The sequence below is a fragment of the Pseudophaeobacter sp. 1A16562 genome, assembly GCF_041008785.1.
GTDB lineage: Bacteria > Pseudomonadota > Alphaproteobacteria > Rhodobacterales > Rhodobacteraceae > Phycobacter > Phycobacter gallaeciensis_A.
In genome coordinates this window covers 61132-83492 of record NZ_JAXGFT010000015.1, presented here as the reverse complement: position 1 = coordinate 83492, position 22361 = coordinate 61132, and the positions used below count along the sequence as shown (strand labels likewise).

Annotated in this window: 22 protein-coding genes; 7 read left to right on the top strand and 15 right to left on the bottom strand. The window is 57.8% G+C overall.

Features of this window, described 5'->3' with window-relative positions; translation table 11 throughout:
* Positions 1-865 precede the first annotated feature (865 nt).
* Both SM764_RS18565 and SM764_RS18560 read left to right on the top strand, forming a co-directional pair.
* The gene (locus SM764_RS18565; protein WP_369002463.1) at positions 866-2704 is read left to right on the top strand and encodes a copper resistance system multicopper oxidase; all 1839 of its coding nucleotides are present in this window, start codon (positions 866-868) and stop codon (positions 2702-2704) included.
* Between the two features lie 27 nt (positions 2705-2731).
* Positions 2732-3436: a copper resistance protein B gene (locus SM764_RS18560; RefSeq protein WP_369002462.1), complete on the top strand. Its 705-nt coding sequence runs from the start codon at positions 2732-2734 to the stop codon at positions 3434-3436.
* Between the two features lie 437 nt (positions 3437-3873).
* Here SM764_RS18560 and SM764_RS18555 read toward each other — a convergent pair whose 3' ends face one another.
* From SM764_RS18555 to SM764_RS18530, 6 genes are all read right to left on the bottom strand, one after another.
* On the bottom strand, positions 3874-4665 hold the full coding sequence (locus tag SM764_RS18555; protein ID WP_038147409.1) for a TniQ family protein: 792 nt from the start codon (positions 4663-4665) through the stop codon (positions 3874-3876).
* Complete coding sequence (locus tag SM764_RS18550; RefSeq protein WP_038147410.1) at positions 4662-5543, bottom strand: TniB family NTP-binding protein; 882 nt, start codon at positions 5541-5543, stop codon at positions 4662-4664. The genes SM764_RS18555 and SM764_RS18550 overlap by 4 nt, the downstream gene beginning before the upstream one ends.
* 1 nt (position 5544) lies before the next feature.
* Positions 5545-7179, bottom strand: a complete 1635-nt coding sequence (locus tag SM764_RS18545; RefSeq protein ID WP_028288640.1) for a TnsB C-terminal domain-containing protein — start codon at positions 7177-7179, stop codon at positions 5545-5547.
* A gap of 239 nt (positions 7180-7418) precedes the next feature.
* The gene (locus SM764_RS18540; protein WP_088652760.1) at positions 7419-8048 is read right to left on the bottom strand and encodes a transmembrane anchor protein; all 630 of its coding nucleotides are present in this window, start codon (positions 8046-8048) and stop codon (positions 7419-7421) included.
* 17 nt (positions 8049-8065) lie between these two features.
* Entirely contained in the window at positions 8066-8794 is a 729-nt protein-coding gene (locus SM764_RS18535; RefSeq protein ID WP_088652759.1) for a HupE/UreJ family protein, read from the bottom strand.
* Between the two features lie 61 nt (positions 8795-8855).
* Positions 8856-9317: a hypothetical protein gene (locus SM764_RS18530; RefSeq protein ID WP_369002461.1), complete on the bottom strand. Its 462-nt coding sequence runs from the start codon at positions 9315-9317 to the stop codon at positions 8856-8858.
* Here SM764_RS18530 and SM764_RS18525 point away from each other — a divergent pair.
* The 4 genes from SM764_RS18525 (at position 9297) to SM764_RS18515 (ending at position 12017) form a co-directional block, all read left to right on the top strand.
* Positions 9297-9557, top strand: coding sequence for a metal-sensing transcriptional repressor (locus SM764_RS18525; RefSeq protein ID WP_088652757.1), 261 nt, complete (start codon positions 9297-9299; stop codon positions 9555-9557). The two genes, SM764_RS18530 and SM764_RS18525, sit on opposite strands and share 21 nt — an antisense overlap.
* An 8-nt stretch (positions 9558-9565) precedes the next feature.
* A complete protein-coding gene (locus tag SM764_RS18520; protein WP_111772748.1) occupies positions 9566-10885 on the top strand; it encodes an MFS transporter in 1320 nt (439 codons plus the stop codon).
* Positions 10886-10998: 113 nt separating this feature from the next.
* On the top strand, positions 10999-11268 hold the full coding sequence (locus SM764_RS22590) for a hypothetical protein (protein ID WP_088652810.1): 270 nt from the start codon (positions 10999-11001) through the stop codon (positions 11266-11268).
* Between the two features lie 104 nt (positions 11269-11372).
* Positions 11373-12017, top strand: a complete 645-nt coding sequence (locus SM764_RS18515) for a hypothetical protein (RefSeq protein ID WP_111772749.1) — start codon at positions 11373-11375, stop codon at positions 12015-12017.
* A gap of 7 nt (positions 12018-12024) precedes the next feature.
* Here the strand turns inward: SM764_RS18515 and SM764_RS18510 are convergent, their stop codons facing one another.
* The 5 genes from SM764_RS18510 to SM764_RS18490 all read right to left on the bottom strand — a co-directional run bounded on the left by SM764_RS18510 (position 12025) and on the right by SM764_RS18490 (position 17954).
* The gene (locus tag SM764_RS18510; protein ID WP_088652808.1) at positions 12025-13362 is read right to left on the bottom strand and encodes an APC family permease; all 1338 of its coding nucleotides are present in this window, start codon (positions 13360-13362) and stop codon (positions 12025-12027) included.
* Positions 13363-13411: 49 nt separating this feature from the next.
* The gene (locus SM764_RS18505; RefSeq protein ID WP_173014454.1) at positions 13412-15757 is read right to left on the bottom strand and encodes a copper-transporting P-type ATPase; all 2346 of its coding nucleotides are present in this window, start codon (positions 15755-15757) and stop codon (positions 13412-13414) included.
* Between the two features lie 78 nt (positions 15758-15835).
* Positions 15836-16756, bottom strand: coding sequence for a prolipoprotein diacylglyceryl transferase (lgt, locus tag SM764_RS18500; RefSeq protein ID WP_369002459.1), 921 nt, complete (start codon positions 16754-16756; stop codon positions 15836-15838).
* A gap of 105 nt (positions 16757-16861) precedes the next feature.
* Positions 16862-17248, bottom strand: a complete 387-nt coding sequence (locus SM764_RS18495) for a DUF302 domain-containing protein (protein ID WP_050686143.1) — start codon at positions 17246-17248, stop codon at positions 16862-16864.
* 139 nt (positions 17249-17387) lie between these two features.
* Positions 17388-17954, bottom strand: coding sequence for an EF-hand domain-containing protein (locus tag SM764_RS18490; RefSeq protein WP_369002458.1), 567 nt, complete (start codon positions 17952-17954; stop codon positions 17388-17390).
* A gap of 397 nt (positions 17955-18351) precedes the next feature.
* On the opposite strand from SM764_RS18490, the gene SM764_RS18485 reads away from it, so the two are divergent.
* Entirely contained in the window at positions 18352-18909 is a 558-nt protein-coding gene (locus SM764_RS18485) for a hypothetical protein (protein ID WP_242533902.1), read from the top strand.
* A gap of 76 nt (positions 18910-18985) precedes the next feature.
* Here SM764_RS18485 and SM764_RS18480 read toward each other — a convergent pair whose 3' ends face one another.
* From SM764_RS18480 to SM764_RS18465, 4 genes are all read right to left on the bottom strand, one after another.
* Positions 18986-19651, bottom strand: coding sequence for a L,D-transpeptidase (locus SM764_RS18480; RefSeq protein ID WP_012187180.1), 666 nt, complete (start codon positions 19649-19651; stop codon positions 18986-18988).
* A gap of 42 nt (positions 19652-19693) precedes the next feature.
* Positions 19694-20206 (bottom strand): disulfide bond formation protein B, encoded by a 513-nt coding sequence (locus SM764_RS18475; RefSeq protein ID WP_442416241.1) that lies wholly within the window; start codon positions 20204-20206, stop codon positions 19694-19696.
* Positions 20207-20319: 113 nt separating this feature from the next.
* Positions 20320-21582: a multicopper oxidase family protein gene (locus SM764_RS18470; protein ID WP_007803424.1), complete on the bottom strand. Its 1263-nt coding sequence runs from the start codon at positions 21580-21582 to the stop codon at positions 20320-20322.
* Positions 21583-21707: 125 nt separating this feature from the next.
* Positions 21708-22289: a L,D-transpeptidase gene (locus SM764_RS18465; protein ID WP_082204816.1), complete on the bottom strand. Its 582-nt coding sequence runs from the start codon at positions 22287-22289 to the stop codon at positions 21708-21710.
* Between the last annotated feature and the right edge of the window lie 72 nt (positions 22290-22361).

Genomic DNA, 22361 nt, shown 5'->3' with positions numbered 1-22361 from the left:
GGCATAAGATCGGTTGTTAGAGTCGAGGCTTTGTTAATTTCAAAACAGGCAAGTTTGGGGTTTTGGCTGCAAACCACCGAGGGAACTCACTCTGGCTACCGGGTCTGACCGAACGGTCGTTTTGACGATGACAGTGAGGGCGACCTTTGTCGTTTCTACCTTCAAAATCCCATGGTTTACTCAATTGTGAAAGATGACTGCCTGATGCTGATAAAGCTAAAAACTCCAACTAAATCAATACCACTAGGCCGGTTTGAAATGTATCAATTTGTAAGGTTTACACCGACAAGTGCCATCTATAACTCTTGCTTGTAACCCCGCGGAAAGAGATCGATGCAGCTCGAAATGATAACCAAGACACTTGGCGCTTTGTCGCTCGCTCTTTTTGTATTGTCCGTTTTTCCAACCGCGTCTGTTGCCGTTGAGGCCGGGCCTCTGACAAGCAGCAAAGTTTGTGCAGAAGCGGGTTCAGCGCACACTTCAATGTTCAATGATCGGAATGAGCGCCACCACTCCAGTTGCTTTGGATCGATGACTCACTGTTTGATTGCGGCCACAACGATATCGACGCTTTGTGCGCCACGGCCGGAGCCAACTTCGGGGGCCCCAAAGGTCGCGGAATTACAATTGAGCGAGAGTCGTGTGCTGGAGGTTAAGTCGCCTCCTCCGCGTTTCCGAGTACCTTTCCCTCTCTGAAATGTTGCCGCGCGTATAAGTATCAGCAAGTAGCACTTTGACAGTACATTTGCATACTTTGCTGCCGGTTACCGGTAGGGCATTTCCAACATCTTGATGAATCAACTCGGCCATTCTGACGACCTTCAGTTTGGCAAACTCCAATAATTTGACCACTAAGGAGAAGAAAATGCGTCTCTTTACCCCCAGTTTTCTTGCACGCTCAGACACTGCGCTGAGTACATCGGAGCATTTATCGGGTAGCCTTTCCCGGCGACAATTCGGTTTGGCTGCCGCGGCGGCTCTTGCAATGCCATCTGCTTTGCAGGCTCATCAAAACCCGACGATTACATCCAGAGGAACGTATGACATTACAGTCGATCGGGTGCGGATCGATACGGGCGACTTCCGTAAGACGGGTGTCGGTTACAACAATAGCCAGTTCCCAACCGTCCTCCGTTTTAAGGAGGGTGAAGAAGTCACGATCAACGTCAAAAACAATCTAAACGAAGCTACCTCCATTCACTGGCATGGGTTAATCCTGCCGTTTAGACAAGACGGCGTACCTGGGATCAGCTTCAACGGAATTCCCCCGGGAGAGACCTTCACTTATCGGTTTCCGATCACCCAGGCTGGCACCTATTGGTTTCACAGCCATTCCGGGTTCCAAGAACCCGACGGTGCTTACGGGGCCATTGTGATCGAGCCTCGCGGAGGTGAACGGGTGCGGGCAGATCGCGATTATGTCGTTCAGTTGGCAGATAACCACCCACACTCCGGCAAAAAAATCATGCGCAATCTCAAGCGGATGCCTGACTACTACAATCGGTCGCAGCGCACGCTCCAAACGCTCATAAAAGACTCGCGCGCTGACAGTCTGCAAGCAGCCCTGCAGGAACGCGGGATGTGGGGCAGAATGCGCATGATGCCGACCGATATCGAGGACGTTCAAGGGTTCACGGCGTCAATCAACGCCCAGAGCACGTCGCAGAACTGGACCGGCCTGTTCCGTGCGGGTGAGAAAGTTCGACTGCGTTTCATCAACGCGTCCGCGATGACCTATTTCGACATGCGGATTCCGGGGCTCAAAATGACCGTGATCCAAGCAGACGGGAACGATGTCAAGCCCGTCAACGTGGATGAACTCCGCATTGCAGTTGCCGAAACCTACGATGTCATCGTTCAGCCGCGTGAGAACAAGGCTTACAGCATCATCGCGGAATCGGTGGGGCGTACCGGCATGGTGCGGGGAACTCTTGCACCAAGGGAAGGTATGGCAGGCGCTGTGCCGACGATGCGGCCGAAACCACTTCTCACTATGGCCGACATGGGCGGAATGATGGGTGGAATGGGCATGGAGGGTCATGTGATGCAGAACATGGCTGGCATGGATCATTCCAACATGGCCGGTATGGACCACTCCAATATGGCTGGCATGGATCACTCCAACATGGCCGGTATGGACCACTCCAACATGGCTGGCATGGACCACTCCAACATGGCTGGCATGGATCACTCCAACATAGGCGGCATGTCGGAACCCAGCAGCGTCGACCCCTCCTATGCCAATGGCAGTGGTTTGATACCGAGGGCATACAATGGCGGGAAATTCCTCTCCTATGCCGACCTCACGGCCGCGCGGCCCAAGTACAAGTACAGGAAGCCGTCCCGCACCATCGAGTTGCGCCTTACAGGGAACATGGAGCGTTACATCTGGTCGATCAACGATGTGAAATTTAATGATGCGGAGCCGATCGTCCTGAATTACGGAGAACGCGTGCGCATTCGTTTCATAAACGAAACGATGATGGCGCACCCGATGCACCTGCACGGCCTGTGGTCGCTCGTGGATGTGGGCAAAGGGTCTCGCAACCCCATCAAACATACTGTCAACGTGAACCCCGCCATGACGATGGACATAGATGTCGAGGTCGACGAACCCGGTCAGTGGGCGTTCCACTGTCATCTCTCATACCACGCTGATGCTGGCATGTTCCGCAAAGTCGTGGTGCGCGGCAGACCGGCATAAGTGCCTCGAATACGAAGGAAAAGATCAATGCAAAACATAAAGATAGCTAGCGCTGCAGGCATGATGCTTGCAGCCGCTTCGGCGGCTCAAGCCGAACCGCTCATCTACGGGTTTCAGGCGGAGCAGTTCGAATATCGAGACGGTGACAACGGCGAAAACGTCTTTGTCTGGGATTTCGATTTCGTCGTTGGAACAGACGAGTTGAAGTTCGTTTGGCGGAGCGAAGCTGAAATCGTGGAAGGGTCTGGCGACTTCGAAGGCTTGGAAAACCAGCTGCGGCTGCAGTTCCCGATTTCGACTTTCTTTGACGGCGTTGTCGGTGTCCAGGCAAGTACACCCGACGGACTACCGGATCGGTATAATGCGGTGCTAGGCCTTAAAGGTCTTGCTCCTGGTTTCCTAGAGGTTGATGCTGACTTCTTTTTGTCCGATCATTCGTTCTTTCGATTTGAGGCGGAGTATGAAGGTCTAATTACCAATCGACTCATCTTGACGCCTAGCATCGAAGTAACTGTTCCCCTTGAGGATGATCTTGCCTATGATCAAGCTTCGGGTGGTGCAACAATCGAAGCTGGGCTGCGGCTGAGCTATGATTTGATTGATCGTTCCTTCTCACCTTACATAGGGGTTAACTACGAAAAGTCCTTTGGTGGGACGGCTGATCTTATTCGTGCAAGCGGAGAAGAAAACGGCGTTACCTCTATTGTTTTTGGGACGCGTCTGATGTTTTAACGCGAAACCGCCCCTTCTGAACGGAAGGGGCGGTTCAATCCGGCTGTATCAACCGTCGGTCGCAAGTTGATCTAGGAAGCAATCTGCATCTGTGCTGGAAAAGGAAGACTCAGATTCTACCCGATATTGACCTTCTCGTATAAAACTTCCTCGATTTCAGGTGAGCCTGCTCTCGGACTGAGAAAACTGTCGATGAAAAGAGGATACTTCAGCGACGAACATATCACTAGCACGAAAGTACACTGAAACTGCCGTTCTGAACTGCGATACTAAGGTACGCCCGTGCAAAATGGTGATTTTGGTCCCGAAAATCGACTGTATCCTCCAGACATGGCAGCCTGCTCATATGCAAAACCTATTTTCAGCCAACATGCCTGGCTTGCTGTCGCGTTGCCCTTTAATCTGAGACGCGACGCGTTTGGCGACAATTTTTGCCCTTAATTGTGAGATACGGCTGTCATGGGGCCCCTGTTTCTCGCGCACCTTTGCGCGATGTGATCAACCGCGGCAAGCAATCGAGGCTCCTTCTCGAAGGCGCGCAAGAGAGCAACCCTTGCATAGTCGTCGATGCTTTTGCTGACGATGGCTGCCTTAGCCAAGGGATGAGATCGAGCGGCGGCGATTGCGGCGAGGCAGAACAGCCTAACTTCCGATCTGGGGTTCTGGACAGCGAACGACGGATCCCCGCGGAAGGTTTTGAGTGACATGGCAAAGGTGACTGCGCGCATTGCGCGCCGAAGTTGCTTGGGGCCGCGCGAGCGCGCGGCGCACTCAAGCATCTCTGCCCCGCGGCGCGCTCGGTATATCAGTTTTCCAGATATTTGTTCCTCACGGAGTTTGCCAAGGGTCTGCACAAGTCTCGTCCCGCAAACTTGGCAGTCAAATGCCCAGGCCCGCCTCCAATGCCTGAGCGAAAGACCCTCTCTGGCGCATTGCATGCAATGCTGGAATGGCATCTGAGCCGTCAGCGAGGCTTCTCGTGGCGTCATTGCCGGAAAGGTCAAAGATCGAACAACATCTGGGTTAACCCGTGCGGCGTTGGCAATCTTCGCCGCCGCAGCCGCGTCGACGTTGAAGTCCAAGGCGGTGCCATGCGCGGTATCGATTCTGAGATGAGCCAGTAGTTCCGCATCATCACAGTAGTTGGCCGCCGCCAGCCGAGACAACCAACCTGACAACAACTCGTCTGGCAGCGGCGCGACAGTCTTGGGCAGCGGGTGCGGCTTCACACCCGGGACTTCTGGAGCCGCCGATGGGGGTTCGCATGGCGCGACCAAACCGGCGTCCATTTTGCGATTGCGTCATCGGTGATGCATTCCTCGCCTGTGATAATGGCGTCGATGGAAAGATCCTTGACCAGAGCGAAGATGCGCGAGGTCACCCCACCGGTCAGTGCCAAGACCTGCTTGAGAGATTTGACCTTCAGGTTGGACTTCTTTTCCAGTGGCATGGCAGCAATAAGGGTCTGGATCATGTCCGAGAACTCGGCATCGTCGCGCCAGTTTGGCAGATGATGTTCGTCCAGCCGTCGGGCAAGCTGGATATCACCGCGAATAGCATCGACGGCCTCGCTGACCCCAAGGCAGACCAGTGACACCTCGAGTTCATTGCTGAGATACCGCAGGACATTGAGAAATCGGCGCTGTTCGCGGTGGGTCCCGGCCAAGAGATTGTGGACCTCGTCGATCATGATCATCCGCAGGCCAAGGTCGCGTAAGAGCGCGATGACACGGACTTCGAGGGAAGCCACATTTTGAGCGCGGGCGCTAAGAGCCGTCGCCGGGGCGCCGACGGCGGCCAGGATGTGCAGGTAAAACCGCCGTTCATCAGGTGCGGGCGGCGCTTGCAACAGCAGAAGCGGTGTGCGGGTGATGCCCGACGCCGGATCGTATTCTGGTGCGTACTTGCGCGACAGGTTTCGGGCAATCATCGTCTTTCCGATCCCGGAGGCGCCATGCACAAGAAGCCCAGGCATACGGGTTTGTCGTGGCGCTTCGATCATGCCCTGCAAGCGGTCCAACACCTGTTCCGCCCGAGGAAAGCCGATCCAGATATCCGATTGAATGAGGGCGATCCGGCCGTCTTCTTCAGTTGTCCCTGCCCTCAATTCACCATCTCTCCACCTTGAACAATGGGCGCGATGTATCACCCGTATCGATCGGGCGCAGCCCTTCGGTTGTCGAGACGGCCGAGTTCGTGCCCTTCAATGTCCCTTTTCTTTCACGGGTTCTGCGTTCGGCCTTCGTCAGGCCCCGGCTTTCAGCTTCGATCTGGCGTTGCTGTCGGATCAGCTCAGCCAGCACCAGCTCATTAGACCCGGACTTGCCAAGGGCACGGGCCTTCCTCATCGCTTCGCGATATTCCCAGAGCGAGACGGGCGGAATTTCCAGGTTTCTGTACCGCGCCTCAACATACCGGCCATCGTCCAGTTCGACCCAGATCATTGAGATATCGCGAGGATCGTAGCGAACGACCACCTTTCCATCCCCGCGCCCAATGTGGCCTGCAAGGGCATCGGACCAGTACCTTATCTGGAACAGATGGATGCCGTCACGCCTGATCTTGCGCAGTTCACTCGGCAGGAAGCTCACCTGAAAGGCTTCCATCTCGAAGGGGATGTCGCCTGTCATTTGCTCTGAGAGCGCCTCCCATTTGGCAACGGGCGTGCAGCCAAGACTTGAATGAATGCTGTTGTTGTAACGGCAGATTTCCAGAGCAAACCAGCGATCGAATTCGCTCAACGTCATCGTGGCCTTGCTTTCGGCGTCATAGTCGCCCTTTGCCGCGATCGAGGATTGCGTTGTTCCCGGCAACAGGTGAACGGCCCCCATCATGGTGCCGATCAACCGTTCGATGTGACCACCGAAGTGAGGACTTGCTGGCGGTCGATAGACCAGATCGATCCCCCAATCCGCACAGGCCGACCGAAAGGCGCGCGACCGGAAATCGCGACCGTTATCGACGTGGATGCTGTGCGGTTTGCCCTGTGCCGGCCAAGGAACATCGCACGCCAATTCCGCAAGAAGTTCCTCCTTGAGGGCCACCGCCTGTGTCAGGCAAAGCGCCACTGACAGACGCGAAGGTGCCTCGAGAGAGGTGTAATATCCGGTCACCATCCGCGTTGCGACGTCGATCGCCAGCGTGACCCAAGGCCGCCCAATTGGTTTGCGTTCAAAGCCGTCGACAAGAATGATGTCCGCCGGTGTATGATCAATTTGGACGATCTCCAGTGGCATACTGGCCTTGTTCTCACCTGTGACCGGCGCAAATTTCTGGCGGGCCGCCTTTGCGCCCTCTCGTGCCTTCGCAACTTCGCGGGCATCCATCGCATCCAGACGACGCTGAACCGTTCGCCGTGTCGGCGGTTGCAAGCCCTCCTGCCAGCAAGCGCTGCGGATTTCTGTCACGACGCGCGACAAGCTCGAACGCTCCCGGCGCAAGAAATAGCGGCGAAGGTGCTCCTCGATTACCGCTTCGACTTTGCTGGATATTAACATCGTCCCGGTCGGGCGGCCCCGTTTCCGCGGAGCCAGAGCGCTGGTGCGCCCACCCTCTTCCGCCAACCGTTTTATCCAACGCCAGACCGTCGCCCTGCTGACACCAAGCTCCCAAACGGCGTCATTGATGCCACGTTCCAGGCTGCCAGTCCCATTGAGATATGCCTGAACAAGAGGGCGCAGCACCGCGGCCCTGCGCGCCTCTTCAGCACCAACAGCAACGCAGTCTTCGCCATCATCATTCATCGATATTTGCCGCAAATGTCTGTGAACCCTGTCTCAGGTTTAAGGGCAAAAATATCAGAATTAAAGGCAAAATCTCATATTTAAGGGCAAAGCTCAGCCGTTGATTTCGTTGGATTTCCCATCTCACAATTAAGGGCTACGCGACACCGCCGCAAGTGCCAGTTTTCTAATCATTTTAGGGTCCTTCTCTGGTTGAAGTGAAGATAACGGAGCCCTCAAAGGGCTCCGTTATCAAGTTGTCAACTGGCGTCTTTGAACTCGGCGTATTCGCCGCGTACTTGAACGGTCACGGTGGCGGTCTCGCTGTCGCGATTGCGCCAGAACCAGCCGTGTTCGCCGTCGAATGCAGCGACGATCTCGCCTTCGTCGCCCATCGATCCGCGACCCTTTTCGTAGGTCACCGAATTACCCCCACCATGGCCGTGCAGGTCGAAGTTGACGCGCCCGCCCTCGACCAGCATCCGGTATTCTGCGGTCTGGCCCTCGGTCATAACGAGCTTCCACTCGGCGGAGTCTCCGGGAGCCAGGGTGAAGGTGGTCTCGTCGCGCCAGACCTCCGCTTCCTGAGCGTGGGCCGCCCCGACGAACAGGCCGAACATGCCGTCTAGGAAGCTGGACTGGTCGCCGCCAGTGGCCTCCAGTTCCAGCAATCGGTCGGCCTCCGCCTCTTCGGAGAGTTGGGTCTTGATTTCACCCATCTCTGCCAGACCGAGTACGCCGCCAATCCCGGTCGGGTCGATGTTGTATTCGGCGGGAAGCACGACAGTCACGAGGATCGCAACGGCGCTGGCCGCAGCGATAACGGTGGAACGGATGAGCTGCGCGGAACTTGGCAGCTCATCGAGGCTCGGTTTTTCTGCGTTGAACATTTGGGTCTCCTAAATTCTCAGGCGGCTACGAAGTAGCCAGTGATTTGCAGGCCCATGAGGATGAATCCCATGGACATCATGACGACGTTGGCGGCGTAGGCCTGCCGGAAGAAATTCGGGGATTTCCGCCAGTAACCCATGACAATGAGGATCACGGCAAGTGCCATCAACTGGCCCAGCTCCACGCCTACATTGAACGCCAGGAGATTGGCCAGCAGCCCATCCGACGCGATCTCGTAGTCGAGTATCTTGGTGGCCAGACCCGTGCCGTGGAAAAAGCCGAAGATCAGCGTCGCGGCCTTAGTGTTCGGCTGCACCCCGAACCAGCGCTGGTAGGCACCCAGATTGTCGAGCGCCTTGTAAACGACCGAGAGGCCGATGATCGCGTCGATGATATAGGCGTTGATGCCCCAGCCGAACCAGACTCCTGCCAGCATCGTGGTCGAGTGCCCGATGGCGAAGAGGCTGACATAGATGCCGACGTCCTTCATCTTGTAGAGAAAGAAGACGACGCCGAGCAGGAACAGGATGTGATCGTAGCCCGTCACCATGTGTTTGGCACCGAGATACATGAAGGGGATGATGTTCACCCCCCAGATTTCCTGGATGTAACCCGCGTCGCCTTCGGTGACATTGTGAGCAAGCGCATTGCCCGCACTCAGAATGAGTGACGACAGCGTGATTAAGGACAGGATTACGATCCGGCCCATGCCGGGATCGGTCCAGCCCCGATGGACTATAGTCATGGATTGAACTCCGTATTCTTGTCTGATGGTTGGTTGAAACGCGCGAGTGGCGCGCGACCAATCAGACGCGCGGAGGTCGTTCGATCAGGAATAAGCGTCGGGGGTTGGCGGCGGCTGCATTCAGCCGCCATGCGGTCTTGTAAATTTCCATGGGCAGCGGCGACAGATCGGGGCCAGGCACAACCGCCTGACTGTGATCGTGATCAACACTGTCGTGGCTGTGTCCGTGCATGGCCCAAGCCAGGTCTTCTTCCAGACCGTGCGAATGCCCGTGCTCGGCAATCATCTCAGCGTGCTCCTGAAGCACATCAATGATTGCGGGCGCATGTGAGGTTGTGGGCATGACCGACCAGACGAGCACGGCCGCGCATAGAAGTGTCGCGAACGCGGTCTTTCCGATTGTCTGTAAAGTTGTCATCAGCTTTGCCTGCCCGCTCGTCTTTGGCGTGATGCGTCGTGGCACCATCTTGTTCAATCCCCCCAGGGAGGATAAGTCGTTGATATGACAAATCCCCCTGTCCATGCAAGTCATCCCGCCCTCATCGCACGGCTGAAACGCGCTGACGGTCACCTGTGTGCTGTGATCGAGATGATCGAGGCGGGCAAGCCATGCCTTGAGATCGCCCAACAGATGCAGGCGGTTGAGAAAGCGATCACCAATGCCAAGCGGGCGTTGATCCACGACCATATGGACCATTGCCTAGACGCTGAAAGCTCCGAAGCCGATCGTGCCGAATTGCGGGCGATCACCCGATATCTCTGAGGCCCGCCATGCTCGATATCCTCTCTGACCGCACCTACCGCCATCTGTTTCTGGCGCAGGTCGTGGCGCTTTTGGGAACTGGACTCGCAACGGTCGCGCTTGGGCTTTTGGCATTCGACCTCGCGGGCGACGGGGCGGCGATTGTGCTCGGCACAGTTTTTACCATCAAGATGGTAGCCTACGTGGGCATTGCGCCGATTGCAGGGGCGTTCGCCGACCGGGTGCCGCGTCGCGCGTTTCTTGTGACGCTTGATCTTGTGCGCGCGGGCGTGGCGCTGGCCCTGCCTTTTGTGACTGAGGTCTGGCAGGTCTACGTACTGATCTTCCTGTTGCAATCGGCCTCCGCTGCCTTCACGCCGACCTTTCAGGCGACGATCCCGGACGTTCTGCCCGAAGAGGAACGCTATACCCGCGCGTTGTCTTTGTCGCGGCTGGCCTACGATCTGGAAAACATCGTCAGTCCAACGCTGGCGGCACTTTTGGTTGCGATGATGTCCTACAATTCGCTTTTCCTCGGCACAGTAGTAGGGTTTACCGCCTCGGCCCTTCTGGTCGTTTCGGTGCTACTGCCCAATCCTAAGCCCTCCAAACCACGCGGCATCTATGACCGGACCACACGCGGCATCCGCATCTATCTGGCCACGCCCCGCCTGCGCGGGTTGCTGGCGCTGAACCTTGCGGCAGCGGCGGCCGGGGCAATGGTGCTGGTCAATACCGTCATTTTGGTGCGCGGATCGCTCGGCCTGTCGGAAAGCGCGCTGGCCTGGACGATGTTCGCCTTCGGCGCTGGCTCCATGACGGCCGCACTGCTCCTTCCGCGCGTAGTGGATGCGCTGCCAGACCGGCCCGTAATGTTCGGCGGTGCTGCCCTGATGGTGGCGACATTGCTGGGACTGGGGGTAACAGTGCTGACCGCCGGCCTTGGTTGGTTCATCCTTTTGGGGGCCTGGCTGCTGGTAGGTCTGGGATATTCCGCCGTTCTCACCCCGTCTGGCCGGTTACTACGCCGGTCCGCCCATGCCGGGGATCGCCCCGCTCTGTTCGCGGCGCAATTCGCGCTGTCGCACGCTTGCTGGCTGGTGACCTATCCGCTGTCGGGCTGGCTGCTGACGGTCTACGGTGTCGTTCCTGCGCTGATCGGTCTGGCGCTTCTCGCGGCCACTGGCATGCTCGCTGCTCTGAAACTCTGGCCAGCGAGCGATCCCGTGGAGCTTGAACACACGCACGACAACCTGCCACTTGATCATCCCCACTTGAAGGGGCATCGCAGGCACAGCCATGCTCTGGTGATCGACGAAAGCCACCCTCGCTGGGCCACACATTTCTGAGCGTTGGCGATTTGACGGAGGGACTGCCTAATCAAGATGGTTCGCAAACCTGTGAAAGAGGGAAGCCGATACCAGAGCGGCCAAAACAAACCAACCAGAAGGATCATCAATTGATGTACATACGAAGCGCACTTCTTCTCACAACCGTCTTGGCCTTGGGGGCTTGCTCGGAGTCTTTCTCGAATTCAGAAAACGCGTCGTCACGCCCGCCATTACCGGAAAATATCCTGGAACTGGCCGCACCGAACCAAGACCTCGCGACCGCCTATCTGCGGCCCGAGGACAACTGCTACTGGTACATGCACGCGAGTCCGGTTGAAACAACGCGATTGCCGCTCAGGACGATCGAGGGAAACCCAATTTGCGTCAAACGGGCCGAGTAGGCGATCTCTGGGAATGCCCGCAACCGGCTTGTCGCTTCCGTCCACTTGGTAGGGATCGATAACGTATCATCGACCTAGTGGTGCCCACATGGCAGGCTATTTCAATGGATAGATTTTTCTCTATCAGTATGCCCGCGGCTCAGTTTGTTAGAAATGTCCTGCTGTTCAGCTTCGCTGCATTACTGCCGGTCCTGTTGTTCTATGTCTTACTGGCTCCGGGCTTTGCTCCGGCTCTTGCTGCCGGCGGACCGGCACTCATGCGCTTTCTAAGGCAGGTTGCGACCAACGGTTTGCCCGTGGTTTTTGCCGTCAACTACGTCAGTTTTTTCCTTTTCGCCATGACAAAGCAACCAAAGGCGGGCTCAAGAGACACGGTGTTTTTCGTGCTGGTCGATGTCTTGCTCAGAGCCCTTCTCTTTCCAGGTCTCCACGTGCTTATATACGTTCTATCTGCCGACTGGTTCGGGTCATTCGGCGGCAATCGTTCAACCGCTTTGGCGGTTGTATCCCCGACTCTTGCGCGTTCGGCGTTTTTCGAGAACATCTCCGGCGTTTACCTCTATGCGACTATGATAAGCGCGTTGCCGCTCTACGTCTCGGCTTTCGGGCGGTCGGAATTTCTTGGACCGGTTGTACGTCGCTTGCCCATGAACACGGGCGTGATGCTGCTTGCCCTGGCTGCGTTTGCCTTGTCGGTCGGGCTGATCACGATCGGCGCACAAGGCATCGCATCTCTTCAGGCCAGGTGATGGCAGGCTAATCACCGTGGGCGTGGGCGTGGGCGGGGGCGACTTGCGGTGCCACCCATTGCGACAAGTAAACGCGCTCGAAGGCGAACACAGCGATCATCCCGACAGCGGCGTAGAGAACGATCATCGGGTCGCTTTGAAGCTTCATCACGGTGAAAGCTGCCAGTACTATCGCATCGAGCGCCAAGGCAGTCAAAAGCACGATACCGAAGGCGCCGACGTCTGCTCGACGATAGCGGAACACGCCCCAATGTATGATCATGTCCATGACGAGGTAAAAGAAAGCACCGAGGGATGCGATCCGGCCTAAATCAAAGAGCACGGCCAACGTCGCGGCGATGACGACAGTATAGACCAGGGTGTGGCGTTGGATGGGACCTGGCATACCGAAGTGGCTGTGCGGGATCATTTCCATGTCGGTCAGCATCGCCAGCATACGCGACACCGCGAAGACGCTGGCCAGAACGCCGGACGCCGTTGCGACAGCGGCCAGGATCACCGTGAGTATGAAGCCGGTTTGTCCAAGGGCGGGCTGCGCCGCTTGTGCCAGCGAATAGTCACGCGCTGAGATGATCTCCTCGATCGTGAGACTCGAACCGACCCCGTAGGCGACCAACAGGTAGACGACGACGCAGATTCCGATAGAGAACATGATCGCTCGGCCAACATTGCGATTTGGTTCAGTGATCTCGGCTCCGCTGTTGGTGATCGTGGTGAATCCCTTGAACGCAAGGATGGCCAGCGCCGTAGAGGCGATGAACCCCGTGAGCCCGTAGGATTGTGAGGTCTCGGACGCCGCGGCGAACGCAAAACCACTGGACCACAGGGCCGCGATGCCAAACAGAGCTATGCCTCCGATCTTGATCGCGGCCATGATCAACGAGAACAGCCCGACCGAGCGGTTTCCGGCGATGTTCACCAAAAAGGCGAAAACGATCACGGCCACAGCCAGAGCGGGGACCAATGGGCCACCTTCGATATCGAAAGGGCGCAGGACATAGGTGGCGAAGGTTCGCGCGACGAGGCTTTCCGCGATCACCATGCTGAGCGCCATCAGCAACGCGGCCCCGCCTGCGATGGCTCCGGGACCATAGCACTTCTGCAGGATCATGGCGATGCCACCCGAGGACGGCCATTTGTTCGACATCCTGATGTAGCTGTAGGCGCTGAAGCTTGTGACGACCGCGCCGGCGATGAATGCAAGAGGGAACAGAGGGCCGGCGAGCTGTGCGACTTGCCCCGTTAACGCAAAGATTCCGGCGCCGATCATCACGCCTGTTCCCATCGCGATGGCGCCGCCCAGACTGATAGAGCCTTCGCGGTACGTGTCTTGTTTGCTCTGCATAAATGGTCTCTCTTTTGCTTTCGGTTCGTCCGAACGATGTTGCGCGCTTCTAGATGCGAACGCCGCGAAGACGCAGCGAATTGAGCACCACCGAGATTGACGACGCGCTCATGGCGAAGGCAGCAAACATCGGACTGATGAGGATGCCAAAGAAGGGAAACAGAACTCCTGCCGCGACCGGCACGCCGGAGGCATTGTAGATCAGCGCGAAGAACAGGTTTTGACGGATGTTGCGCATGGTGGCCCGAGCCAACCGCCGCGCGCGCACGATTCCATCGAGGTTGCCCTTGACGAGGGTGATGCCCGCACTTTCGATGGCCACATCGGCGCCAGTGCCCATGGCGATGCCGACATCGGCCTGCGCGAGCGCTGGGGCGTCGTTGACGCCGTCCCCGGCCATGGCGACCTTGCGACCTTCGGCTTGCAATTCCTTGATGATCCGCGCCTTGTCCTCGGGCAGCACGTCGGCCCGGATCTCGTCGATGCCGAGCCGCGCGCCGATCGCCTTGGCTGTGCGCTCGTTGTCGCCGGTCGCCATGATGACGCGGAACCCCAGTTCATGCAGGTCCTTGATCGCGGCGGGCGTGGTCTCCTTCACCGGGTCGGCGACAGCGACAAGACCGGCAATGTCGCCGTCCAGCACCACGAACATCACTGTCTCACCCTCGTCGCGGCGGGCATTGGCCTTGGCGGTCAGGTCGCCCGCCTCGAGCCCCAATTCACGGATCATCGCCAGATTGCCGAGCGCCACCGCTTTGCCGTCCACAACACCCTTGACGCCCTTGCCAGTGACCGCCTCGAAGTCCCGTGCCTCGTCCATTTTGACATCTCGCTCCTCCGCACCCCTGACGATCGCTTCGGCCAAGGGGTGCTCCGATCCGCGCTCAAGCGATGCGGCGAGACGCAAAACCTCGGCTTCGTCGTGGCCGGGTTGCGGGAGTACGTCGACAAGCCGCGGCTTGCCCATCGTCAACGTGCCGGTCTTGTCGACGATCAGGGTATCGACTTTCTCGAACCGCTCCAGTGCCTCGGCGTTCTTTATCAACACGCCGGCCTGAGCGCCCCGCCCCGTTGCCGTCATGATCGACATCGGTGTCGCCAGGCCAAGCGCACAGGGACAGGCGATGATCAGAACCGCCACCGCCGAAATCAATGCGTAGGAAAGCGCAGGCGCGGGCCCCCAGATCGCCCAGGCGATGAAGGACAGGACCGCGATACCGATGACGGCCGGAACGAAGTATCCCGCCACCTTGTCGGCGTATTTCTGGATCGGCGCGCGCGATCGCTGCGCGTTCGACACCATCTCGACGATCTGCGCAAGCATCGTGTCGGACCCGACACGCGTCGCCTCCATCACCAGGCTGCCAGTGCCGTTGATCGTCGCTCCAGTTACCGGGTCGCCTTCGGTCTTCTCGACGGGCACAGGTTCACCGGAGATCATGCTTTCGTCGATCGAGGACCGGCCGTCCAGAACCACGCCATCGACAGGCACCTTGTCACCGGGCCGTACGCGCAGCCGGTCGCCGACCTGTACGTCCTCCAGCGGGATCTCCTCCTCGGAGCCATCGTCCCGCATGACCCGCGCGGTCTTGGCCGCCATGTCGAGAAGCGCGCGGATCGCCTTGCCGGTTCCTTCACGTGCGCGCAATTCCATCACCTGACCGAGCAACACGAGCGTCACGATCACAGCCGCCGCCTCGAAGTAGACGCCGACATGGCCTTCGGAGTCTCGGAACCCATCAGGGAATATGTCCGGTGCGAGAACGGCAACGACGCTGAAGAGCCAGGCGGCTAGAACGCCCATGCCGATCAGGGAAAACATGTTGAGGTTCAATGTGCGGAAGGAAATCCATCCGCGTTCCAGAAACGGCCAGCCGCACCACAAGACCACTGGCGTTGCCAGGATCAATTCGATCCATTGTGTAGTGCTTTCGCCAAAAAACGTCCGGACTGCGGGGAAACCGACGAAAGGCCCCATCGTGAGGACAAGGAGCGGGATCGTCAGGACTGTGCCGACCCAGAACCGCCGTGTGAAATCCACCAGTTCGGGATTTGGACCTTCATCGCCCGGCACACCGGATTCCAGTTCCAATCCCATACCACAGATCGGACACGCGCCCGGATCAGGCTGCCGCACCTGAGGGTGCATCGGGCAGGTGTAAATGGGACCATCATGCCCTCTAGGAACCAGATCATATCGGCCATCCGCCGGCGCGGCACCCGCGTGGTGGTCGTGATGATCATGTGCTGAATGGACCTCCAGCTCCGATTCCGGCCCGAGATGCATCCCGCATTTCGGACAATTGCCGGGCTCGTCCTGCCGCACCTCAGGGTGCATGGGGCAAACGAATACCGAAGAAGCTGCTGTGGTTTCAGAACTGTCGGGAGTGCTCATTTTGCGGTCCTTTCCGAGAATGCTTCTCTTGCCTAGGGCTTCCATCCGCGGGAGGGTCAAGAGAGATCAGTACGGCGATTACATTGCGGCTCTGCGGGGTGGCGCTGTCCGGCCCCGTTCCCGCCGGGCGAACACGATCAACGCCAGCCCGACCAGCGCCATTGGCATGGAGAGCAACTGGCCCATGGTCAAACCCCACTCACCAAAATGAAGCGCATGGCCGATCGGGTTGTCCGCCGTCACAAATTGTTGGTCCGGTTGCCGGAACATCTCGACGAAACTTCGGGCAAGACCATAGCCGGTCAGAAACACGCCAGCCAAGGCACCGGGAATTTTCAGCCAGCCCCGGCCCCAAGCGAGATAAATGAGCAGCATTCCAAGAATGAGCCCCTCCAATAGCGCCTCGTACAGCTGGGACGGGTGTCGGGCGCAGAGGCCACTAACCCCTGGGCAGGCCTGCGCGACTTCGCCGGGAAAGATCACCGCCCAGGGAACGTCCGTCGGCCGCCCCCACAACTCATTGTTGGTGAAGTTCGCCAGCCTCCCAAGAAACAAGCCTGGCGGTGCCGCCAAAGCCAGCAAGTCGCCAGTGCTGAGCAAAGACGCGTTCTGTCGAAGGCAGAACAGCAAGGCAGCGATGACAACGCCCGCGAACCCCCCGTGGAAGGACATGCCGCCTTGCCAGACCATCAGAATTTCCAAGGGATTTGCGAGATAATATGCAGGCTGGTAGAACAGTACAAAGCCTAGGCGACCACCAGCAATCACGCCGATGATGATCCACGTCAGAAGATCTTCGATCTGCGTCCGGTCAAGCGGCGGTCCAACTGATGTCCAGAGCGCGGGACGGCTTATCGCACTCAAACAAATGCGCCAGCCAATCAGGATACCGAAGATATAGGCTAGCGCGTACCAGCGGAGTGCGAATGTGACCCCCCCGATGTCGAAGGAGATGAGGTCGGTTCCAATATCCGGAAATGGCAATCCCGCTGGCAGCACTGGGTGAGTTCCTCATCAGGAATTTACGTGGGGATTAGATGGCATTGATCGAGCACCGCTAAAGGCGCTCGATCTGCGACAGGGCATCCAACGCCCATCCCGCCATCACGCGGCGTCGAGGGCGTCCCGGAGTAGATCGCGGACTTCGCCGGCGACCGCGTCCAGGTCTTGGTTCTGCACCGCCTGCATCGAAGCGACAGGATCGACCGCGCTGACCTCGGTGTCGCCGTCCACTTGCCGCAGGATGACATTGCAGGGAAGCATCGCACCGATGCGAGGCTCGATCTCGATGGCTTTGTGCGCCATGCCCGGATTACAGGCCCCGAGAATGCGGTAAGGCGGCATGTCCGCATCAAGTTTCTTTTTCATCGTCGCTTTGACGTCAATCTCAGTCAGAACGCCGAAGCCCTTGTCTGCCAAAGCATCCCGAACACGCATCTCTGCGTCATCGATATTGGTGTCTTTCAGGACGCGATCATAGGTATAGGCCATGGGAATTTTCCTTTCCGTGTCTCTATTTTTTGGCATAACGAGGCTAAACGGTTCAGGTCGCGGTTCGGTTCAATGTCCCGGCCGAGAACGGTTTTGGCGTTTTGAGGACGGGTGCCGGAAAAAACCGGCACCCGTTGGCTCAGTTGTCCTGCATCATGGAGCCGTTGCCCATGCCCTGACCGTTGCCCGGCCGCGCAGGCGCATCTGCCATGTTCGACCGCATCATCTGCATCCGCTCCATCCTATCGGCCGGAGCGGCCATCTCTTCCGGCGTCACCGCGCCGTCGCCATCGGCATCGAGGTGTTGAAAACGATCCACCATCATTTCGCGGATCATCGCGCTGTGGAGAGCTTCAAACTCGGTAATCGAGAGGTTTCCATCCCCGTCGCTGTCAAACTCGGAAAGCTTGGCCTGCAGCTGCGTGCGCATTTCTTCCGGCGTCGTTGTGCCGTCTCCATCGGTGTCGAACATTTGCATCATGCCGCCAGCCATGCCTGCGCCCATCATGTTTCCGTGCATGCGCTGCATCATGTCCATCATTCCGCCCATGTTCCCCATCATGCCCGGACCACCGTTCTGCATCATGCCTGCCCCACTTTGGGCACCAGGTTGACCACTGTGCCCATGGTTGGCATCCGCCAAGGCGACGCCACCAAAGGCGGTTGCAGCCAGAGTCATTGCAGCGAGTAGAGTATTGCGTTTCATGTCGATCACCTCGTGTCAGTGTTACGATAGCCACCATATGGGATGCACCTGCAGATGCGGAATGCCACGCGAGCCGGTGTTTTGTATCGCGAGGTCACAAAGGCGGGGTCTGTTACAAATTGCGACAAATCAATTCGGGGCGAACGCTCCTCTTAATCTGAGACTTGCGATATCCAGAGAAAAACCTGTCGAGGAGTCGCGTACCAACCGACACCGAACCCGTGTTTCGGTGGACGTGAAATCCGGAAGAGTTGGTGTCGAGAGTGGTAGAGGACCTGAATATCCCGAAAATTCAATTATTCAGCCCATGGCAGGAGGCTGCAGGGTGCTCTTTTTGAACCGCATTTTCTCAGTTCTAACCTTGGTAATTTTGGCGGGGTGCGGCGCAGGAAACGACATGCGCCCGGATGCTTCAGCCGAAGTCATCAGTAGCGCATCCTACCGTCACGATGGACCGGCCGCGCTGACGTTGTACACCATGATCAACAACAGGTCCGGGGCGGGTGCGCATAGCAGCGTCATGATTAATGGGTCGCAGCGTGTTATCTTCGATCCGGCAGGAACGGTCCGGCTGAGCGCTGTACCGGAACGGGGAGATGTGCTTTATGGCATTACTCCACAAGTGGTCGATTTTTATGCGCGGGCTCATGCTCGCGAGACCTACCATGTCGTCATACAAGAGATCGATGTGTCTCCCGAAGTCGCGGAGCAGGCTTTGCGCCTTGCAATTGCCAGCGGCCCAGCCGCTTCCGGTTTTTGTAGTGCCAGTACCTCCGCGGTACTCAGACAATTACCAGGATTTGAATCCATCGGACGCACATTTTTTCCAAAGCGCCTGATGGCGGATTTTGGCAAGTTGCCGGGCGTGCGAACCACAAAGCTGTTCGAGAACGATGAGGACGACAAATCCGTAGCGATCGCACAGTTCGAAAGTTCACTTGCGACACAGCCGTGAGTGTTCGTCCAACAATTCATTGGAAGATGTCCCTGCACGACGCAGTCCTCGGCGTGTGAGCCAAAGATGCAATAGGTTAGCTTCGAGCGGTAACGCTGTCTTCGGCCGAGTAAAGGAACGCCGTCGATCCGACAGCGACATTCGGATAGAGATCATTGATGTGGGCCATCACCATGCGCACGCATCCCGAACTGGCCCGGCCGCCAATGCTGCGAGGGCTCGGCGTTCCGTGAATTCGAAGGTACGTATCCCGATCTCCGACGAATAGATACAAAGCCCTGCTGCCCAAGGCATTGTTGGGGCCGGGCTCCATACCGTCGGCAAACCGCTCGTAAGCCTCCGGATCGCGTTCGATCATTGACTGCGTTGGCGTCCAGTGCGGCCATTCGACCTTTCGGCGGATCGTATAGGTGCCGGGTTCATAGAGATCGCCCTTGGCAATCGCCACCCCGTATCGCATCGCGGTGCCACCTTCCTCGATATGGTACAGATAGCGCGCGATCGCATCGACGTGAATGTCACCCGGGCGCAAACCGTCATTCGCCAAAACGCGTTGCGGCAGCAGCCTGGGATGCAGCCCCCATGGGTTGGTTGTTGCCGGGTCATAGTTGGCGGGCGTGATCTGCGCATCCCAAGCTGCTTTTTCGGCTGTTGACGGCCAGGTCTTAGCGAATGCTGGCGAACTCAGAGAAGCTGAAAACAGCGAGCCGGAAAGTGCAAGGAAGTGTCGTCTTGTAACCATGAAGCGAAGCCCTTTGTTTGTTTTCGATGAATGCGGGACGATTCAAGAAACGTCCGCGACCCCATGCCACCGAACCTTTTGATGTCTTGCGATCGCGACCAACCAGAGGCAAGCAAGGACACCGCTTAGGATCGCGTTCCAACTCGCCATGGACAACGTCAGAAATTCCCAGACAACCTCACTGCACAGAACAAGATTGGACGCATTTGAACTGGCAGAGGGCAGCAATTCCGATACCGACATTTGGGAAACATCGAGGCCGGATCCCGTGCAAGAAGTCGGTCCCTCCCACCAGCCGCGCTCGACACCGGTATGAAACACTCCCAACGCGGATGTGCTGAGTTCCGACAGGGCACCGATTATCAGGATTGGCAAAATCGGCAGAGCAAAGAGCAACAGAGCGCCCATTCCAATGGCGATTGCGTGTGGGTAGCGTTGCCAGATGCACATTGCGCAAGGCGCGTAGCCAAGAGCCTGGAAAACGAAGGCCCCTAACAGCAAGGCGGCTGATCCTGCCGCCGCAGTCATGCCGAGAGATTTTGGTGTCAGGGTCAATGAACGCTCCCGTTGGCAATCGATGGACCTGTTTCTCGCTTGTCAGGTTACGTAAACGGCAGAAGGGCTGTTATCATTCAGAGATTTGTAACGGTATGTATCCGTCGCGACCCTCAGCCGACTCTGATCCACGTTGCCATACCGTCGGCCTGGTGGCTCAACATGTGGCAATGCAGCATCCACGATCCCGGATTGTCCAGGACGACGAGAATATCCCGCGTCTCGCCGGTATCCAGATAGGTCGAGTCCCGGTATGGACCGGCTTCACCCGCCGCATCGAGTTCCCAGAAATGGTGGCCATGCAGATGCATGACGTGTGGGAACCCGGTTTCGTTGCGGATCGAAATGCGCGCGGTCGTCCCCTGCGCGGCGGATAGGAAAGGCCTTCGAGGCAGGCCGGATACGTCATTGAGCGCCCATGTCCCTGTGCCGTTGTGGGACGCGCTTCCCGCACCTCCCTGGAGCACCAGCTCCGCGGTTTGGCCGGGGTCTTTCGGGGCGGGCATTCGGTTGGCGGGCAATGCGGTGATGGGCGCTTTCGCGGGCTCACGGGAACCGGAAACAGCGATTTCGCCAAGGCTCAACGTCTGTTCTCCAAAGCTGTCGTCGAATCTAATAGGCCCGGTCGCATCACCAATCACATCGCATCTTTGCCCCGGAGCGAGAAGGATCGGTTCGAGCGTCCGAGGATGCGCCAGAGGCATGCCATCCAGTGCAACGATCTTGCCTATCAAACCATCCAGGCCGACACGGTACACCCTGTCGATAGAGGGATTTATGAGACGCAGTCGCAGACGGTCGCCTCGTTTCACAGTCTTGCCGGTTCCATTGAAAACAAGTGCCGTGACCGTATTGCCGATACGGCCCTCGGTTGCGAAATGGGCCGGGTTGAACGCTTCGTCGTACTGCCCGGACTGATCCAGCAAGACATCGAAGAACTGAACAACGATGTCATGGTCGACAGCCGGCGCATTTTGCTCCTCGACGATGAAGGCGCCGAAAAGACCGCGGCTGACCTGATCGTAAGACAGGTAATGCGAGTGATACCAATACGTGCCGGCATCCGGGACGCCGAATTGATAACGATACGAGTCGCCCGGAATGACCACATCCTGAGTGAGGACGTTGACACCATCCATCCGATTTGGAACCCGCAACCCATGCCAGTGAACGAGAGCGCCCTCCTCCAATCGGTTATCGAGGGTAATGCGGGCGGTTTGTCCTTGTCGCATTCTGACTTCTGGGCCCGGCAGACCACCGTTGAAGCCCAACATCGACACGTCGTACCCAGCAAGGTGCGCCTTGATCGATTGGGGCGCGAGGATCAACTCGTGTGTCGCTGCTGGCAAGCGGGTACCAGCCAGCGCAACGGTCATCCCGCCAAGGAAAGACCTCCGGCTCAAAGACAATTCCGTCACCTCATGAATGATAGACTGGCTTTCGCCAACTGCCGCACTTGTGCCATTTCCGGAAGAGGAACTTCAAGGCGACAGAACACTCCTCACGCCGTTGTCACTTTGGGATACAGGAAGACGCGGGCGCCGATTTCAACGCGTTCGTACAGATTCTTCACATGTTCATTCGTCAACCGCGCGCATCCATTCGACACGGCAGACCCAATTGTCTCCGGGGCGTTCGTTCCATGAATGCGAAGATAGGTATCGCGTCCCTCGGCATCGTAGAGATAGAGCGCGCGGGCCCCGAGCGGGTTGTTTGGCCCGCCTTTCAGTCCATCCTTGTACTTTGCGTATTTGCGTGGCTCGCGCCGGATCATGGCGTTCGTTGGCCGCCACCATGGCCATTTGGCCTTGCGCGCTACCGTGAACTCTCCGGGTTCGTACAAACCTTTGCGCCCTACCCCGACCCCGTAGCGGATCGCCATCCCGTCCTCGAGCATGAAATAAAGGAAAAAATCGTCGGGAACGACGTGGACATCGCCTTTAACCCAGTCACCACGACGGGTGTTTACCAATTGTGGTTCGAACCGTTCGGGCAATTTGACTTTGTGGGCCCAGGCAGTTGTGGGCAGAAAGCAACCCATCGCTCCGGCACAAATCAATTCTCGTCTCGTGAAATTCTGCATGGCGCGATCTCCTCGGACCCATGAAAATTCAGTGCGCGTCAGGGGCAAAGAAAAGAAGCCGTGAACCGGGGC

Excerpts from the sequence above, each read along its gene's own strand:
- SM764_RS18465 (WP_082204816.1), bottom strand. The coding sequence starts at position 22,289 with ATGCAGAATTTCACGAGACGAGAATTGATTTGTGCCGGAGCGATGGGT.
- SM764_RS22590 (WP_088652810.1), top strand. The coding sequence starts at position 10,999 with ATGTACATACGAAGCGCACTTCTTCTCACAACCGTCTTGGCCTTGGGG.
- SM764_RS18530 (WP_369002461.1), bottom strand. The coding sequence starts at position 9,317 with ATGGACAGGGGGATTTGTCATATCAACGACTTATCCTCCCTGGGGGGA.
- SM764_RS18520 (WP_111772748.1), top strand. The coding sequence starts at position 9,566 with ATGCTCGATATCCTCTCTGACCGCACCTACCGCCATCTGTTTCTGGCG.
- SM764_RS18560 (WP_369002462.1), top strand. The coding sequence starts at position 2,732 with ATGCAAAACATAAAGATAGCTAGCGCTGCAGGCATGATGCTTGCAGCC.
- SM764_RS18540 (WP_088652760.1), bottom strand. The coding sequence starts at position 8,048 with ATGTTCAACGCAGAAAAACCGAGCCTCGATGAGCTGCCAAGTTCCGCG.
- SM764_RS18490 (WP_369002458.1), bottom strand. The coding sequence starts at position 17,954 with ATGAAACGCAATACTCTACTCGCTGCAATGACTCTGGCTGCAACCGCC.
- SM764_RS18495 (WP_050686143.1), bottom strand. The coding sequence starts at position 17,248 with ATGGCCTATACCTATGATCGCGTCCTGAAAGACACCAATATCGATGAC.
- SM764_RS18565 (WP_369002463.1), top strand. The coding sequence starts at position 866 with ATGCGTCTCTTTACCCCCAGTTTTCTTGCACGCTCAGACACTGCGCTG.
- SM764_RS18515 (WP_111772749.1), top strand. The coding sequence starts at position 11,373 with ATGGATAGATTTTTCTCTATCAGTATGCCCGCGGCTCAGTTTGTTAGA.
- SM764_RS18480 (WP_012187180.1), bottom strand. The coding sequence starts at position 19,651 with ATGGTTACAAGACGACACTTCCTTGCACTTTCCGGCTCGCTGTTTTCA.
- SM764_RS18485 (WP_242533902.1), top strand. The coding sequence starts at position 18,352 with ATGCGCCCGGATGCTTCAGCCGAAGTCATCAGTAGCGCATCCTACCGT.
- SM764_RS18505 (WP_173014454.1), bottom strand. The coding sequence starts at position 15,757 with ATGAGCACTCCCGACAGTTCTGAAACCACAGCAGCTTCTTCGGTATTC.
- SM764_RS18535 (WP_088652759.1), bottom strand. The coding sequence starts at position 8,794 with ATGACTATAGTCCATCGGGGCTGGACCGATCCCGGCATGGGCCGGATC.
- SM764_RS18470 (WP_007803424.1), bottom strand. The coding sequence starts at position 21,582 with ATGACCGTTGCGCTGGCTGGTACCCGCTTGCCAGCAGCGACACACGAG.
- SM764_RS18545 (WP_028288640.1), bottom strand. The coding sequence starts at position 7,179 with ATGAATGATGATGGCGAAGACTGCGTTGCTGTTGGTGCTGAAGAGGCG.
- SM764_RS18525 (WP_088652757.1), top strand. The coding sequence starts at position 9,297 with ATGACAAATCCCCCTGTCCATGCAAGTCATCCCGCCCTCATCGCACGG.
- SM764_RS18510 (WP_088652808.1), bottom strand. The coding sequence starts at position 13,362 with ATGCAGAGCAAACAAGACACGTACCGCGAAGGCTCTATCAGTCTGGGC.